Source organism: Streptomyces sp. BF23-19 (assembly GCF_041106355.1).
In the GTDB taxonomy this organism is placed as follows: domain Bacteria; phylum Actinomycetota; class Actinomycetes; order Streptomycetales; family Streptomycetaceae; genus Streptomyces; species Streptomyces virginiae_A.
On record NZ_JBGBPT010000105.1, the window covers coordinates 1 to 14,512 of the forward strand.

Below are 14,512 nucleotides of genomic sequence, written 5' to 3' on the forward strand. Positions count from 1 at the left end.
CGGCCGCCTGCGGCGGCGGGGCGAACCCGGGCGAGGCGGCGGCCGGGGCCTGCTGCGCCGGCGGCGCCTCCTCGGCGACCTCGCCGCCGAAGTTCCGCAGCAGCGCGTCGAGGCCGCCGTCGAAGCCCTGGCCGACGGCGGCGAAGCGCCACACGTCCTTCAGGTAGAAGTCGCCGAGCATCACGGCCCGCTCGGTGGTGAACTCCGCACCGGTGAACGCGTACCGGACGACCTCTTCGCCGCCGGCCACGATCCGGATGTAGCCGGGACCGATCTGCGACATCTGTCCGGCACCGTCGATGGTGGCGGTGAAGGACAGTTTGTGGATGGCTGCCGGAATGCGGTCCAGCGTCACCCGGAAGGATTCGGTGTCGCCCGACTGCGCACCGAGTTGCTGAATGGACTCTTCCGGCGACTTCGGCTGATTGAAGAAGACGAAGTAACGGTCGTCCGACAGCTGCTCGTTGGCGTCCAGGCCGAAACAGCTGATGTCGAAGGCGAGTCCTGACCCTGCGATCTGGACGCCTACGTACAGATCGGTGCCCGCCGTGAGATCACTGATCTTGGCCTTGTGGCCGCGTTGGAATTCCCTGGCCATACGTACGACCGTCCCCCATCCCGACTGTGAATGCGTGCCGCTCAGGCTAACGGCAATCGCCGACATCCGGCCAAGCCGGTACCGACCCGGTACAAAACCCTGCGTGCGACACGCGGGACGGCCGGCGGGCCGACGGGTGGGCCGGGGGTCGGGCCGGCGGGCTCATTCCTCGCGGGCGGTGGGGACCTTCGGCAGCCGCTCGGCGGCGACCACGCCCTCCAGGTAGCCGCGGGCCCGCTCGGTGCGCGGGTACGCCTCCAGCAGTTCCCAGAAGCGGGGTCCGTGGCCGGGTACGAGGAGGTGGGCGAGCTCGTGCAGGAGCACGTAGTCGACGACGTACTCGGGCATCCCCTGGAGCCGGTGCGAGAGCCGGATGCTGCCTTCGGCGGGGGTGCAGGAGCCCCAGCGGGTGTTCTGGTTGGTGACCCAGCGGACCGTGCGGGGGCGGGCCCGGCCCTCGAAGTACTGCTCGGACAGCTGCGCGGCCCGCTCGGTGAGCTCCGCGTCCCCGAAGGTGCGTCTGCTCTCCTGCGCGGCCAGTTTGTCGAGCATGACCCCCACCCAGCGCTGCTCCTCCGCCTCGGACATCCGGGCAGGGATGAGCACGACCGTACGGTCACCCTCGCGATAGGCGGATACGGTCCTGCGGCGGCGCGCGCTCCGGCGGACTTCGACGGCACGCTGCGGTGGGTCGGCTGACACGCCACGACGGTACCCGGTCGTGGTGGCGGAAGTCCCGCCCGTCCGCGGTTCGAACACGAGGGATTCACAGCCGATTTCCGGAACCCCATTTCCCTTCATCTCATATGCCTAATACCTCGCACCTGTGGACAAATTCCTGCGCGGATTCCGGTGGGCGGGCACTGTGGCGGAAGAGCGGGAAACGGACGGTGCGACTGCGCACGGATATCGAGGGGGACCGGACATGTATCCGAGGGTGAAGCCGGCGTTGGCGCGGGCCTGGCGGGATCTTCAGACGGTTCAGTTCGGGGTGACACCCGCCCACGCGGTGGTGCTCGGCCCCGTGGACACGGCGACGGGCACGCTGATCGACCGGATCGACGGGACCCGGGGGATGGAGCTGCTGCGGACCGAGGCCTCGGGGATGGGGCTGCCGGACGGCCGGGCCGACGAGGTGGTCAGGACGCTGGCGGGGGCCGGTCTGCTCGACGACGCCACGGCGGGCGGACCCCGGGCCCAGGCCCTGCGCGCGTTCCCGGAGACCGTGGAACGGCTGGGGCCCGACCTGGGTTCGCTGTCCCTGGTCCGCCGGGAGCCGGGTGGGGACCTACGGGGGATCGCCGCCCGCCGGGCGATACGGGTCCGGGTGCGCGGAAGCGGCCGGGTGGGGGCGGTGATCGCCGCGGTCCTGGCGGGGGCCGGTGTGGGCCGGGTCGAGGTGCTCGACGGGGGCCGGGTGGAGCCGGCGGACGTGGCGCCGGGTGGGCTGGACCCCGGGAGCGTGGGCCGGCCGCGGGCCGATTCCGCGGGCAGGTTGGTGCGCGAGTCGGCCCCGGGGCGCACCCCGCGGATCGGGGAGGAGCAGGGGGCGGAGCCGGGGCTGGCCCTGGTGATCGTCGCGCCCCGGGACGGGCTGCAGGCCTGGGCCCCGGATCCGGACGCCGCGGCGGACTGGGTCGCCGCGGGCATCCCGCACCTGTACGCGGGGGTGTTGGAGGGGACGGGGCTGGTGGGGCCGCTGGTGCTGCCGGGGTCGACGGCCTGCGCGGGGTGCATGGAGCGTGACCGGGTGGACCGGGACGCGGCCTGGCCCAGGATGCTGGTGCAGTGGCGCTCGGCCCACCGCCGCCGCGCGAGCGCGGCCTGCGACCTGGGCCTGTCCACGGCGGTGGCCGGACTGGCGGCGGCCCACGCGTTGGCCTTCCTCGACGGACAGTTGCCCGCTTGCACCGCCTCCCGCTGGGAGGCGGCCCTCCCCGCCCTGCACTGGGAATCCAGCCCGGTCCGCCCGCATCCCGAGTGCCCTTGCGGGGCCGGCGGGTCACCTGAGGAGGAACGGGCGGGGAGCGGCCGGGAGGGCCATGACAGGATGCGTTGAGGCTGTCGGGTCGGCGGAGCCCTTCCTGAATCCGCCGGTAGCGGCGCAGCTGTCTGGGACATGGAGGGGCGTATGTCTGATCTTCCCCGGAAGGCGGTCACCCGTACCGTCAAGCTGGCCGCGCTGCCGCTCGGCATCGCGGGCCGGGCCACGTGGGGGCTGGGCAAGCGGATCGGGGGCAAGTCCGCGGAGATCGTGGCGCGCGAACTCCAGCAGCGCACGGCCGAGCAGTTGTTCCGCACCCTCGGGGAGTTGAAGGGCGGTGCCATGAAGTTCGGGCAGGCCCTGTCGGTCTTCGAGTCGGCCCTGCCGGAGGAGGTCGCGGGACCCTACCGGGCGGCGCTGACCAAGCTCCAGGAAGCGGCCCCGCCGCTGCCCGCGGCGACGGTGCACCAGGTACTGACGGACCGTCTCGGCGCGGACTGGCGGGATCTGTTCGAGGAGTTCGAGGACAAGCCGGCCGCGGCGGCCTCCATCGGGCAGGTGCACCGGGCGGTGTGGCACGACGGCCGGCAGGTGGCCGTCAAGGTCCAGTACCCGGGGGCCGGTGAGGCGCTGCTGTCGGACCTGAAGCAGCTGGGCCGGTTCGCGGGACTGCTGGGGCCACTGATCCCCGGCATGGAGATCAAGCCGCTGATCAAGGAGTTGCGCGACCGGGTCGCGGAGGAGCTCGACTACGAGCTGGAGGCCGAGGCCCAACGGACGCACGCGGACGCCTTCGTGGACGACCCGGACGTGGTCGTGCCGGACGTCGTGCACCAGGGCGACCAGGTGCTGGTGACCGAGTGGATGGAAGGGACCCCGCTGTCGGAGGTGATAGCCGACGGCACCCAGGAGGAGCGGGATCGCGCCGGACAGCTGCTGGCCGGATTCCTGTTCTCCGGTCCGGCGCGCACCGGTCTGCTGCACGCCGACCCGCACCCGGGCAACTTCCGGCTGATACCGGGGGCGGACGGCCGGACGCGGCTGGGGGTCCTGGACTTCGGCACGGTCGACCGGCTGCCCGGGGGCTGGCCCAAGCCCATCGGCAGGTCGTTGCGGATGACGCTGGACGGTGACGCCGAGGGGGTCTACGGGCACCTGTGCGCCGAGGGGTTCGTGAAGGAGTCCGTCGAGCTGGAGCCCGACGCGGTGCTGGACTACCTCAAGCCGATCATCGAGCCCGCCGAGGCCGAGGAGTTCACCTTCACCCGGACGTGGCTGCGCGGCCAGGCGGCGCGGATCGCCGATCCCCGCTCCCCCGCGCACCAGTTGGGCCGGCAGATCAACCTGCCGCCCTCCTACCTGCTGATCCACCGCGTGACGCTGAGCACCATCGGGGTGCTGTGCCAGCTGGGCGCGACGGTGCGGCTGCGGGACGAACTGGACACCTGGCTGCCGGGGTTCGCCTCCGGCGAGTGACCGCGTAGGCGCGTCACCACCAGGACGAGTCGAGTCTGCCCTCGATCGCCCGGAGGTTGGCGCGCGCGCAGTCGACGCAGAAGTACTGTCTGGTCCCGTTCTCCACCGAACAGGTCCAGGTGGGTGGGATCTCGCCCGGGGCCTTGGCGCCGCAGCCCGCGCAGACGACGGGCTGGGCCTCGGATCCCGACGGGCCGGGGTGGGGAGTCGGCTGGTCCACCTCCAGACGATATCCCCGTTCGGGGCGGACAGCCCGGTGCAACGCACCGGGGGGACCGGTCCGTGCGGACCGGTCCCCCCGGGGGATGCTGCTTTCAGCTCTTAGTGCATGACGGCCATGGCCAGCGCGCGCCGGGCGCGCAGGGAGACGCGCTCGGCACGCCGCTGCATGCGGCGGGCGGCGACCAGGCGCACGGCGTGACGCTCGGCGTCCGCCTCACGCATGCGGTCGTCCATATGGGCGCGAGCCAGGGCTTCTGGGATGAGTTGCATTTCGCGGGTCCTGTTCTGACGCGAGGTGATCGCGCCGGCGGTGATGAAGTCTGCGTGGGCGGCGCCGTGGGGCTGCTCGCTCGTGGAGTAGGAGGTCATGAGGGCCTGCTTCAAGGGGTCGTGCGTCAGGGGGCGGTCGATGGTTCCGATGGCGGTCATGCCGCGACAACCGGGTTCTTGCGCGGACGGCCACGGGGACGCTTGCGGGCGACGACGACACCCTGGACGAAGAGCTCGCCACCCCAGACACCCCAGGGCTCGCGGCGCTCGATCGCACCGGCGAGGCAGGCCTCGACCAGCGGGCAGGTGCGGCAGAGGGACTTGGCGTACTCGACGTCCGCCGGGGACTCGGCGAAGAAGACCTCGGGGTCGAAGGTGCGGCACGGGACGGGTACGCCGAGGTTCTCGATGGCGTCGTCGAGCGCGGTCAGCGCGGTGAGCGGGGTCAAGGTGTGGTCCTCCGGGACTGCGGGCGGGGAGTTCAGCTGGGTCTGCGGTACGGACGGGGCGTGCGCTTCGAGTTGCACGGTGGTTTCTTCCTCGTCTTGTTCGGCTAGTCGTTCCGGCCGGTCGGCCGGGTTCGGCTGGGTTGTGCTCTCACACCGACTGGCAAGGCCAGTCCCGAGACCCCTTCGCTCCGTCGCCCCCGGTCGGGGACAAACAGAAGGGCCGCGGATCCCGGGTGGGGTTCCGCGGCCCTGAAGGCGCCGGCCTGATCATGCGATCAGGCTGGATCACTCCAGGGTTCGAGCCCGCGGAAGGCCCACATCAGGTGGTGCTGCTGCTTCGTCTGCTTCTTCAGGGATCCGGCACCGGCTGCGGCAGCGAATCCATAGGCGCCATGCGTCTGCGCTTCTGCTGCCAGTACTGCCACCGATGCCTGGGTCGGTCGCTCATTGCGCTCACTGACCGGAAGGGTCGCCAGCAGGGCGGGGCGGTCGGCGGAAACCGCGGACACACCGGTACCCAGGAGGGAGACGGAACCGAGCAGGCAGGAAGCGTCGACCGAGCGATCGGTCATTTTGGTGAAGGTCATGAAGCTGGTCACTGGTCTCGCCTCCTCTCGGCGTCTCGGGGACGCGGCCCGAGGGCCTGTCCCATACGTATTCGGATAAGTACAGCACGGATCCAGGGCTTCGGAGAAGCCACCGTTTCCGTTGCTAAGAACCTATGGGTCTTCGCTGGGCATGTGCAAACTATTTTTCCGACGAGTTTCTACGCGTCGTCAGGATGCCCGGACCCGACCTCCTGACCTGCGCAGATGGCCAGGACCTCGGTTCCGTACCGGTCAAGCTTACGACCGCCCACGCCGGAGATCATCGAGAGCTCCCCCGCCTCGGACGGCGCGGCCTCCGCGATCGCCATCAGCGTCTTGTCCGTGAAGACGCAGTACGCGGGCAGGCCTTGCAGCTTCGACTCGGCCGCGCGCCACTCCCGCAGCCGCTCGTAGAGGCCTTCGTCCATGTCGGACGGGCAGTCCTCACACCGCATCAGCTTCAGCTCGCCGGCCTCGGTCAGGGTCTTGCCGCAGACCCGGCACAGCACCGGGCCTCGGGGCCCGCGCTTGCGTGGCCCTCGCTCGGCCGCGGAGCCCGCTCGGGCGCCCGGGGCCGCGGAGCCCGGCCGCAGGCCGTTCAGGAAGCGGCTGGGGCGCCTGGAGGCCCGGCCGCCGGGGGCGCGGGAGACCGCCCAGGACAGGCTCAGGTGCATCCGTGCCCGGGTGACGCCGACGTAGAGCAGCCGCCGTTCCTCCTCGACCTGCTCGTCGGTCTTCGCATAGGTGATCGGCATCATGCCGTCGGTGAGGCCGACCAGGAACACGGCATCCCACTCCAGGCCCTTCGCGGCGTGCAGCGAGGCCAGGGTGACGCCCTGCACGGTCGGGGCGTGCTGGGCGGCCTTGCGCTCCTCCAGCTCGATCGTGAGGTCCGCCAGGGTGGCCCCGGGCCGGCTCCGGGAGAAGTCCTCGGCGAGCCGGACCAGCGCGGCCAGCGATTCCCACTGGTCGCGCACGGCGCCGGAGCCGGCCGGCGGCTCGCTGCTCCAGCCGGTGGAGCTGAGCACCGCCCGGACCTGGGAGCCCAGCTCCACGACATCGTCGAGCAGCGGGTCGTTCCCGCCGGAGCGGGCGGCTCCGCGCAGCGCGATGAGCGCCTTCTGGACCTCCTGGCGCTCGAAGAACCGCTCGGCCCCGCGCAGCTGGTACGGGACCCCGGCGTCGGCGAGGGCCTGCTCGTAGACCTCGGACTGGGCGTTGATGCGGTAGAGCACGGCGATCTCGCCCGCCGGGACGCCCGCGGCGATCAGGTCCCGGATCCGGTGGGCGACGCCCTCGGCCTCGGCGGGCTCGTCCGTGTACTCGGCGTAGACGGGGTCGGGGCCGGTCTCGCGCTGCGAGATCAGCTCCAGCCGGTGCTCGGCGGCCCGCCCCTTGGCCTGGTTCAGGAGCCCGTTGGCCAGGTGGACCACCTGCGGGGTGGAGCGGTAGTCGCGGACCAGCTTGACCACCGTGGCCTGCGGGTAGCGGGTGCGGAAGTTCAGCAGGTGGTCGGGGGTGGCGCCGGTGAAGGAGTAGATGGTCTGGCTGGCGTCACCGACGACGCAGAGGCTGTCGCGCTCGCCGAGCCACAGGTCCAGCAGCCGCTGCTGGAGCGGGCTGACGTCCTGGTACTCGTCGACGACGAAGTGCTGGTACTGGGTGCGGATCTGCTCGGCGATGTCGTGGCGGTCCTGGAGGATGCCGACGGTCAGGAGCAGCACGTCCTCGAAGTCGATCATGCCTCGGTCGCGCTTGAGCTGTTCGTACGTCCCGTAGATCTGGGCGATCTCGGCCAGGTCCCGGGGGGCCTCGCGGCCGGACTTCAGGGCGGCCACCGGGTAGTCGGCGGGCACGGTCTGGGTGACCTTCGCCCATTCGATCTCGCCCGTGACGTCGCGCAGCTCGTTGCGGTCGAGGCGGATGCGGCAGCGCGCGCCGGCCTCGGCGACGAACTGGATCTTGCGCTCCAGGAGTCGGGGCACCTCGCCGCCGACCGCCTTCGGCCAGAAGTACTGGAGCTGGCGCAGCGCGGCGGAGTGGAAGGTGCGGGCCTGGACCCCGCCCGCGCCCAGGGCGCGCAGGCGTCCGCGCATCTCGCCGGCGGCGCGGTTGGTGAAGGTGACGGCCAGCACGCTCGCGGGCATGAGCTGCCCGGACCGGACGCCGTAGGCGATGCGGTGGGTGATCGCGCGCGTCTTGCCGGTACCGGCTCCCGCCAGCACGCACACCGGCCCGCGCAGGGTCGTCGCGACCTCGCGCTGCTCCGGGTCGAGCCCCAGGAGCACCGCGTCCGCCGAGTCGGCGGCGGCGGGGAAGGATGAGGAGTGCGTTGCTGCTGTCACCCCGCCATGCTGCCAGGTCTCGTGAGTCGGGCGGGAAAATTGTCCACAGGCAGCACGAATCAGTCGTATCAGTCACACCGGGTGCGTGGGGGCGACCGTACGGGAATGGCCGCAGGGTCCCGTACGTTCGAGTACTCGGACCACCGAGCCCTCACGAAGGAGAGCGCAGCATGCAGGACACGGGCACCGTCACGATGTACAGCACGACCTGGTGCGGCTACTGCCGTCGGCTGAAGACCCAGCTGGACCGGGAAGGCATCGCGTACAACGAGATCAACATCGAGCTCGACCCGGAGTCCGCCGCGTTCGTGGAGAAGGCCAACGGCGGCAACCAGACGGTTCCCACCGTGCTCGTGAAGTCCGCCGCGGGCAGCGAGTCCGTCATGACCAACCCGAGCCTGGCCCAGGTCAAGCAGGCTCTCGCCGTCTGATCGGCCGCGAGGACTGGGCGAGACCGGAGCACGACGGAGGGCCCCCGCCGAGGCGGGGGCCCTCCGTCGTGTCACGAGGCGCGGAAGTGACGAAGGTTACGCGGCCGCCTTCGGCAGCGGCTCGCCGTACCAGAGCTCGACCAGCCGGGCGGCGATGGAGATGCCCGACGGGGGCAGCACCTCGCCCGACGCGAACGCCGCGCGCAGCTCCTCACGGGAGAACCAGCGGGCCTCCTCGATCTCCTCGCCGTCCACCGTGATCTCCGAGCTGGTGGCGCGGGCCGTGAAGCCCAGCATCAGGCTGTACGGGAAGGGCCACGGCTGGCTGGCCACGTACTCGACCTCGCCGACCTTGACGCCCGCCTCCTCCCACACCTCGCGGATGACGGACTGCTCTATCGACTCGCCCGGCTCCACGAACCCCGCCAGCGTGGAGAAGCGGCCCTCCGGCCAGTGCACCTGGCGGCCCAGCAGCGCACGGTCGTGCTCGTCCGTGACCAGCATGATCACGGCCGGGTCGGTGCGCGGGTAGTGCTCGGCGCCGCAGCCCGGGCAGCGGCGGATGTGCCCGGCGGCCGCGACCACCGTGCGCTCCCCGCAGCGCGAGCAGAAGCGGTGCATCCGCTGCCAGTTCTCCAGCGCCACCGCGTGCACCATCAGCCCGGCGTCGCGCGGGGACAGCAGCAGTCCGGCCTCCCGCAGGCCGGCCGGGCGGGCCGACTGGTCCATGCGGCCGGGCAGCGCGTCCTTCTGCAGCGCGAAGTACCGTACGCCGTCCTCGTCGGTGCCCAGGAAGTAGCGGTGGGTCTCGGTGACCGGGGCCTCGAAGGCCGGGGTCATCACGATGCCGGTACCGCCGTCGGCGGTGTCGTCGATCAGGACCTGGCCTCCGGAGACGACGAAGACACGGGTCGTCGGGTGGCTCCAGGCCGCGGCGAGCCACGCCTCGTCGAGGCGGTGGTGCGCGGCGCGGTCGATCCCGCTGGGCGCGGCGAGCGAAAGAGGGCGCTCGGTGAGAGGGCGCTCGGTATGGGTGCTCACAGGTACTTCCAACTCCCCCGGTGGTGGGACAGGCAGGCTCGGTACGGCAGGTGTGTGCGTCGGGTCTCAGGCGGTGGTGCGGTGGTGGGCGGCCAGGTCTCCCCAGAGGTACGCGGTCGTCTCGACGCCCTTGAGCAGGAGGTCCAGCTCGACCTTCTCGTTCGGTGCGTGCCAGCCGTCGGACGGTACCGAGATACCGAGGAAGAGGACGGGCGCGTCCAGGACGTCCTGGAGGTCCGCGGCGGGGCCGGAGCCGCCCTCCCGCGTGAAGCGGATCTTCTCGCCGAAGGCGCGGCCCATGGCCCGGACGACCGACTGCAGGGCCGGGTGGTCCAGCGGGGTCAGGCACGGGCGGGTGGGCGCGCCGAAGGTGATGGAGTGGCGGATCCCGTCGGGGATCCCGGCCGCGACCCAGTCCCGGACCGCTGCCTCGACCTCGTACGGGTCCTGGCCGGACACCAGGCGGAACGACAGCTTCACGTGGGCGGAGGCGGGCACGATGGTCTTGCCGCCGGGGCCCTGGTAGCCGCCGCCGATGCCGTTCACCTCGGCCGTGGGGCGGGCCCAGACGCGCTCCAGGGTGGAGTACCCGGCCTCGCCCGCGGCCGCGTGGGACTTGGCCGTACGCAGCCACTCGGACTCGTCGAAGGGCAGCTCGGCGATGAGCGCGCGCTCCGCGTCCGTCAGCTCGGCGATGTTGTCGTAGAAGCCGGGGATCGTGACCCGCCCGTCGGCGTCGTGCAGGGCCGCGACCAGGCGGGCGGCGGCGGTGGCCGGATTGGGCACGGCCCCGCCGAAGGCGCCGGAGTGGATGTCCTGGTCCGGGCCGTGGAAGTCGATCTCGCAGTCGGCGACGCCGCGCATGCCGGTGCAGACGGTGGGGGTGGTCTCGGACCACATGCCGGTGTCGGAGACGATCACGACGTCGGCGGCCAGTTCGGCGGCGCGTGCCTCGACGAGGGCGCGGAAGTTCGGGGAGCCGGACTCCTCCTCGCCCTCGATGAGGAGCTTGAGGTGCACGGCCGGAGCGGCGGCGCCGGTGGCGGCCAGGTGCGCCCGTACCCCGAGGGTGTGGAAGAACACCTGCCCCTTGTCGTCGGCGGCGCCGCGCGCGTACATGCGGCCGCCCTGGATCACCGGCTCGAAGGGGTCGGTGTGCCAGCCGTCGGCGAGGGCGGCGGGCTGCACGTCGTGGTGCCCGTACACGAGGACGGTCGGGGCGTGCGGGTCCTCGCTCGGCCAGTGCGCGAAGACGGCGGGCGCGCCGGGAGTCTCCCACACCTCGGCGACCGGGAAGCCGGTCTCCTTGAGCTTGGCCGCGAGCCATTCGGCGCTGCGGCGTACGTCGCCCGCGTGCTCGGGCTGGGCCGAGACGGAGGGAATGCGGAGCCACTCGGCGAGGTCGTCGAGGAAGGCGGCGCGGTGGGTGTCGATGTACGTGCGGACGACGCTGTCCGGCGGGGTGTCGCTCATGCCCACGAGCCTAGCTGTCCGTCTGATGGTCACCGTCCGGGTCCGATTCGCCTTGGAGGATCCGCTCAAGGCGGGCTCGGTCCGGGAGGTTGCGGGGGCGGATCACGCGGCCGCTGCGGACGTGCAGGAAGGCGGCGGTCACCCGGTCGAGGGGGGTGTTCGTGGCCTCGGCCCAGGCGACGCGGTAGACGGCGAGCTGGAGCGGGTCGGCCTCGGTGGTGCGGCCGGTCTTCCAGTCGACGATCTCGTACGAGCCGTCCGGGTTCTTGTAGACGGCGTCGATCCGGCCGCGCACGACCCGGCCGGCGAGGGTGAGCTGGACCGGGGCCTCCATGCGGTGGGGCGGCCGGTCCGCGTACGGGCTGCGCTCGAAGGCGGCCTTGAGGGAGTCGAGGTCGGCCTCGTCGGCGATCCCCTGGTCGGAGCCGGCGCCGGGGAGGTCGGCGACGGGGTCGAGGACGTCGAGGAACGGCAGCGGCAGCTCGTCGAACCGCGACTCCACCCAGGCGTGGAACCGGGTGCCCTGGCGGGCGGCGGGCTGCGGGGGGCGCGGCATGGGGCGGGCGAGGTCGCGTACGAAGCCCTGCTCGTCGGCGGCGAGCCGGAGCAGCTGGCTCGCGGACAGGGCGGAGGGGAGCTCGACGTCCCGGACGGCCGCGCGGGCACGGCGGAGCTCGCCCTCGAGGGCGTCGAGATCCCGGTCCCAGGAGGCGACGGCGCGGGCCTCTTCGGGTACGAGGTCGCCTCCGGCGCGGCGGGCCGGTACGGCTGCCGCGGCGGGGGCCCAGAGGTCGGCCTCCGGCCAGAGGTCGTCGTCCTGCGGGTCGGGCACGGCAGCGACGGGTCGCCTCCCGGCGGGGGCCGGCGCGGCCTCGGCCGCCCAGAGGTCGTCCGCGTCCGGCGCCGGAGGTGGCCAGGCTTCGCCGGGGCGGTGGTCGTCGTCCTGGTCCGCGGCCGGGGCGGGGTCGGACGGGGGGTCGGGTTCCCAGGGGTCTGCGGCCGGCCACGGCTCTTCGCAGTCCGGGGGCCAGAGGTACTCGTCATCCTCCGGGGGCGGGGCCGCGAGGTAGGACTCCACCAGGGCGGCCGCCGCGCGGCGCAGGGTCAGGGAGTACGGATCGAGCGGGAGGGGCCAGGAGTGGTCCGGGGTGGACTCGCCGGACAGGGCCGGGTTCTCGGCGGTGGGGTCGGGCTCGTCCGCCCAGGCCTCGATCTCGCCGAAACCGGCCGCGCAGTGCTCGTACAGGGCTTCCAGGAACCGCGACGGGCCGCGGCGCTTCTTCTGGCTCGGCCCCCACCAGTGGCCCGAGGCCAGCAGGAGGGAGCGCGGCCGGGTGAAGGCCACGTAGCCGAGGCGGAGCTCCTCCACCGACTTGTGGTCCTTGAGCGCGGTCTTGAAGGCCTTCAGGCCCGCCGAGGTCCAGGCCGGGTCCCCGGGCAGGGTGGGGGCGTCGCCGCGCAGCGCGTACGGGAGGACCTTCGCGTACGAGGTCCAGGCCTCCGGCGGCTTCTCCTTCGGGAAGGCGCCCGCGCACAGGTCCGGGACCACCACCACGTCCCACTCCAGGCCCTTGGACTTGTGGGCGGTGAGCACCTTGACCGTGTTCTCGCCGCCCGGCAGCGCGTGGTCCAGGCCCTTCTCGTACTGGGCGGCCGTGCGCAGGAACGCCAGGAAGGCCAGCAGCGTGGCCTCGCCGTCCAGGGCGGCGAAACCGGCCGCGACGTCCATGAAGTTCGACAGCGTCTCGCGGCGGCGGGCCGCCAGCGCGTGCGGGGAGGCCGACAGCTCCACCTCCAGGCCGGTGGCGGTCAGCACCCGGTGCAGGACGTCCATCAGCGGGTCGGCGAGGGACCGGCGCAGGTCGCGGAGTTCCTGGGCGAGGTGCGCGAAGCGGACCCGGGCCTCCGCCGAGAAGGGGAGGTCGTCCGGGGCCTGTCCGGCGCCGTCGAGGAAGGTCTCCAGGGCGTCGGCCAGCGACACGATCTCCGCCGGGTCCACGCCCTCCACGGCCGCCGCGAGCCGTTCGTCCGGATCGGCCTCGGCGGGCGCGCGGCCCACCAGGAGCCGCGCCCGGCGGCCCAGCAGGGCCAGGTCGCGCGCGCCGATCCGCCAGCGCGGGCCGATCAGGAGCCGCACCAGGGAGGCGTTGGCGCCCGGGTCCTGGAGGACCTCGCAGACGGCGACGAGGTCGGCGACCTCGGGCAGGTGCAGCAGCCCGGAGAGGCCGACGACCTCCACGGGCACGTCCCGGTCCACCAGTACGGCCTGGATCTGCGCGAAGTCCCCGGCGGAGCGGCACAGTACGGCGATCTCGCGGGGCTCCGTCCCGGTGCGGACCAGGTGGGCGACGGAGTCGCCGAGCCAGTCGAGCTCCTGCGCGTGGGTCTCCAACAGGGCGCAGCGGACCTGCCCGGCGGCCTCCGCGCCCGGCGCCGGGCGCAGCGCCTCCACGCCTTCGTGCATGGCGCGCAGCGGGGCGGCGAGGCCGTTCGCCAGGTCGAGCAGGCGGCCGCCGCTGCGCCGGTTCTCGCTGAGGGAGAGCCGGGTGGCGGGGGTTCCGTCGGCGTGCGGGAAGTGCTCCGGGAAGTCGTCGAGGTTGGCGACGGAGGCCCCGCGCCAGCCGTAGATCGCCTGACAGGGGTCGCCTACGGCGGTCACGGCGTGGCCGGAGCCCGCGCCGAAGAGGCCGGACAGCAGCAGTCGCTGGGCGACGGAGGTGTCCTGGTACTCGTCGAGCAGGACCACCCGGAACTCCTCGCGCAGCAGCGCCCCCACCTCGGGCCGGGTGGTGGCGAGCTGCGCGGAGAGGGCTATCTGGTCGCTGAAGTCGAAGAGGTCGCGGGAGCGTTTGGCGGCGCGGTAGCGGACGACCAGTTCCAGCAGTTCGAGGCGGCCGCGCACGGCCTCCGGGACCTTGCGGAGGTCCTCGTTGGTGAGCTTGGTGTCGGCGAGCACGCCCAGCAGCTCGGTGTCGTGCAGGCGCAGGTGCTCCGGCTCGACCAGGTGCTCGGAGAGCTCCCCGTCGAGCGCGAGGAGGTCGCCGACCAGGTCGGGGACCGATTTGGTGAGGGAGGGGTACGGGCCGGGGGCCTCGCGCAGCACCTTCGCCGCGAGCTGGAAGCGGGTGGCGTCGGCGAGCAGCCGGGAGCTGGGCTCCAGGCCGATGCGCAGGCCGTGGTCCTTCAGGAGCTGCCCGGCGAAGGCGTGGTAGGTGGAGATGCGGGGCTCGCCGCCGACGGCGTCCGCGGCGGCCGGGGAGGGGTCCGGGTCGGTGATGCCGGCCCGCGCCAGGGCCTTGCGTACGCGCTCGGACAGCTCACCGGCGGCCTTGTTGGTGAAGGTCAGGCCGAGGACCTGCTCGGGCGCGACCGCGCCGGTGCCGACGAGCCAGACGACGCGGGCGGCCATGACGGTGGTCTTGCCGGAGCCGGCGCCCGCGACGACGACCTGCGGGGCGGGCGGGGCGGTGACGCAGGCCATCTGCTCGGGCGTGAAAGGGATCCCGAGGAGCTCCTTGAGCTGCTCGGGGTCGGAGAGGGCGGGCGGACGCGCGGGCACCTGAAAAGGCTAGCCGCCCCCACCGACAGACCCGACCGACCGCCTCGACCGACCGCCTCGGCCGATGCCCCCACCGG

The 14,512-nt window shown here is 72.7% G+C and carries 13 protein-coding genes; 3 read left to right on the forward strand and 10 right to left on the reverse strand.

Annotated features, from left to right (window positions below; translation table 11 throughout):
- Both AB8A24_RS38005 and AB8A24_RS38010 read right to left on the reverse strand, forming a co-directional pair.
- On the reverse strand, window positions 1–598 hold a 598-nt coding region (locus AB8A24_RS38005; protein ID WP_369478770.1), incomplete at its 3' end, for a TerD family protein.
- Window positions 599–760: 162 nt separating this feature from the next.
- Window positions 761–1,300, reverse strand: a complete 540-nt coding sequence (locus AB8A24_RS38010) for a M48 family metallopeptidase (protein WP_369478771.1) — start codon at window positions 1,298–1,300, stop codon at window positions 761–763.
- A gap of 223 nt (window positions 1,301–1,523) precedes the next feature.
- On the opposite strand from AB8A24_RS38010, the gene AB8A24_RS38015 reads away from it, so the two are divergent.
- Together AB8A24_RS38015 and AB8A24_RS38020 are read left to right on the forward strand one after the other, a co-directional pair.
- Entirely contained in the window at window positions 1,524–2,657 is a 1,134-nt protein-coding gene (locus AB8A24_RS38015; protein ID WP_369478772.1) for a ThiF family adenylyltransferase, read from the forward strand.
- A gap of 72 nt (window positions 2,658–2,729) precedes the next feature.
- Window positions 2,730–4,058 carry an AarF/ABC1/UbiB kinase family protein gene (locus AB8A24_RS38020; RefSeq protein ID WP_328961774.1) on the forward strand — a complete coding sequence of 443 codons (1,329 nt, stop codon included), beginning with the start codon at window positions 2,730–2,732 and terminating at the stop codon, window positions 4,056–4,058.
- 13 nt (window positions 4,059–4,071) lie between these two features.
- Here AB8A24_RS38020 and AB8A24_RS38025 read toward each other — a convergent pair whose 3' ends face one another.
- From AB8A24_RS38025 to AB8A24_RS38045, 5 genes are all read right to left on the reverse strand, one after another.
- Window positions 4,072–4,278 carry a hypothetical protein gene (locus AB8A24_RS38025; protein ID WP_189732681.1) on the reverse strand — a complete coding sequence of 69 codons (207 nt, stop codon included), beginning with the start codon at window positions 4,276–4,278 and terminating at the stop codon, window positions 4,072–4,074.
- Between the two features lie 101 nt (window positions 4,279–4,379).
- Complete coding sequence (locus tag AB8A24_RS38030) at window positions 4,380–4,709, reverse strand: hypothetical protein (protein ID WP_328961775.1); 330 nt, start codon at window positions 4,707–4,709, stop codon at window positions 4,380–4,382.
- Window positions 4,706–5,077, reverse strand: coding sequence for a WhiB family transcriptional regulator (locus AB8A24_RS38035; protein ID WP_030711721.1), 372 nt, complete (start codon window positions 5,075–5,077; stop codon window positions 4,706–4,708). The genes AB8A24_RS38030 and AB8A24_RS38035 overlap by 4 nt, the downstream gene beginning before the upstream one ends.
- Window positions 5,078–5,274: 197 nt before the next feature.
- On the reverse strand, window positions 5,275–5,586 hold the full coding sequence (locus AB8A24_RS38040; RefSeq protein ID WP_369478780.1) for a hypothetical protein: 312 nt from the start codon (window positions 5,584–5,586) through the stop codon (window positions 5,275–5,277).
- A 179-nt stretch (window positions 5,587–5,765) separates the two neighbouring features.
- Complete coding sequence (locus AB8A24_RS38045; protein ID WP_369478773.1) at window positions 5,766–7,931, reverse strand: ATP-dependent DNA helicase UvrD2; 2,166 nt, start codon at window positions 7,929–7,931, stop codon at window positions 5,766–5,768.
- Between the two features lie 170 nt (window positions 7,932–8,101).
- On the opposite strand from AB8A24_RS38045, the gene AB8A24_RS38050 reads away from it, so the two are divergent.
- The gene (locus tag AB8A24_RS38050) at window positions 8,102–8,362 is read left to right on the forward strand and encodes a mycoredoxin (protein ID WP_030011087.1); all 261 of its coding nucleotides are present in this window, start codon (window positions 8,102–8,104) and stop codon (window positions 8,360–8,362) included.
- Between the two features lie 96 nt (window positions 8,363–8,458).
- On the opposite strand, the gene nudC is transcribed toward AB8A24_RS38050, so the two are convergent.
- The 3 genes from nudC to AB8A24_RS38065 are packed head-to-tail and all read right to left on the reverse strand — an operon-like array spanning window position 8,459 to window position 14,435.
- Entirely contained in the window at window positions 8,459–9,415 is a 957-nt protein-coding gene (nudC, locus tag AB8A24_RS38055; protein ID WP_199920688.1) for an NAD(+) diphosphatase, read from the reverse strand.
- A gap of 54 nt (window positions 9,416–9,469) precedes the next feature.
- On the reverse strand, window positions 9,470–10,876 hold the full coding sequence (locus AB8A24_RS38060; RefSeq protein WP_266380250.1) for a dipeptidase: 1,407 nt from the start codon (window positions 10,874–10,876) through the stop codon (window positions 9,470–9,472).
- 10 nt (window positions 10,877–10,886) lie between these two features.
- On the reverse strand, window positions 10,887–14,435 hold the full coding sequence (locus AB8A24_RS38065; RefSeq protein ID WP_369478774.1) for a UvrD-helicase domain-containing protein: 3,549 nt from the start codon (window positions 14,433–14,435) through the stop codon (window positions 10,887–10,889).
- Between the last annotated feature and the right edge of the window lie 77 nt (window positions 14,436–14,512).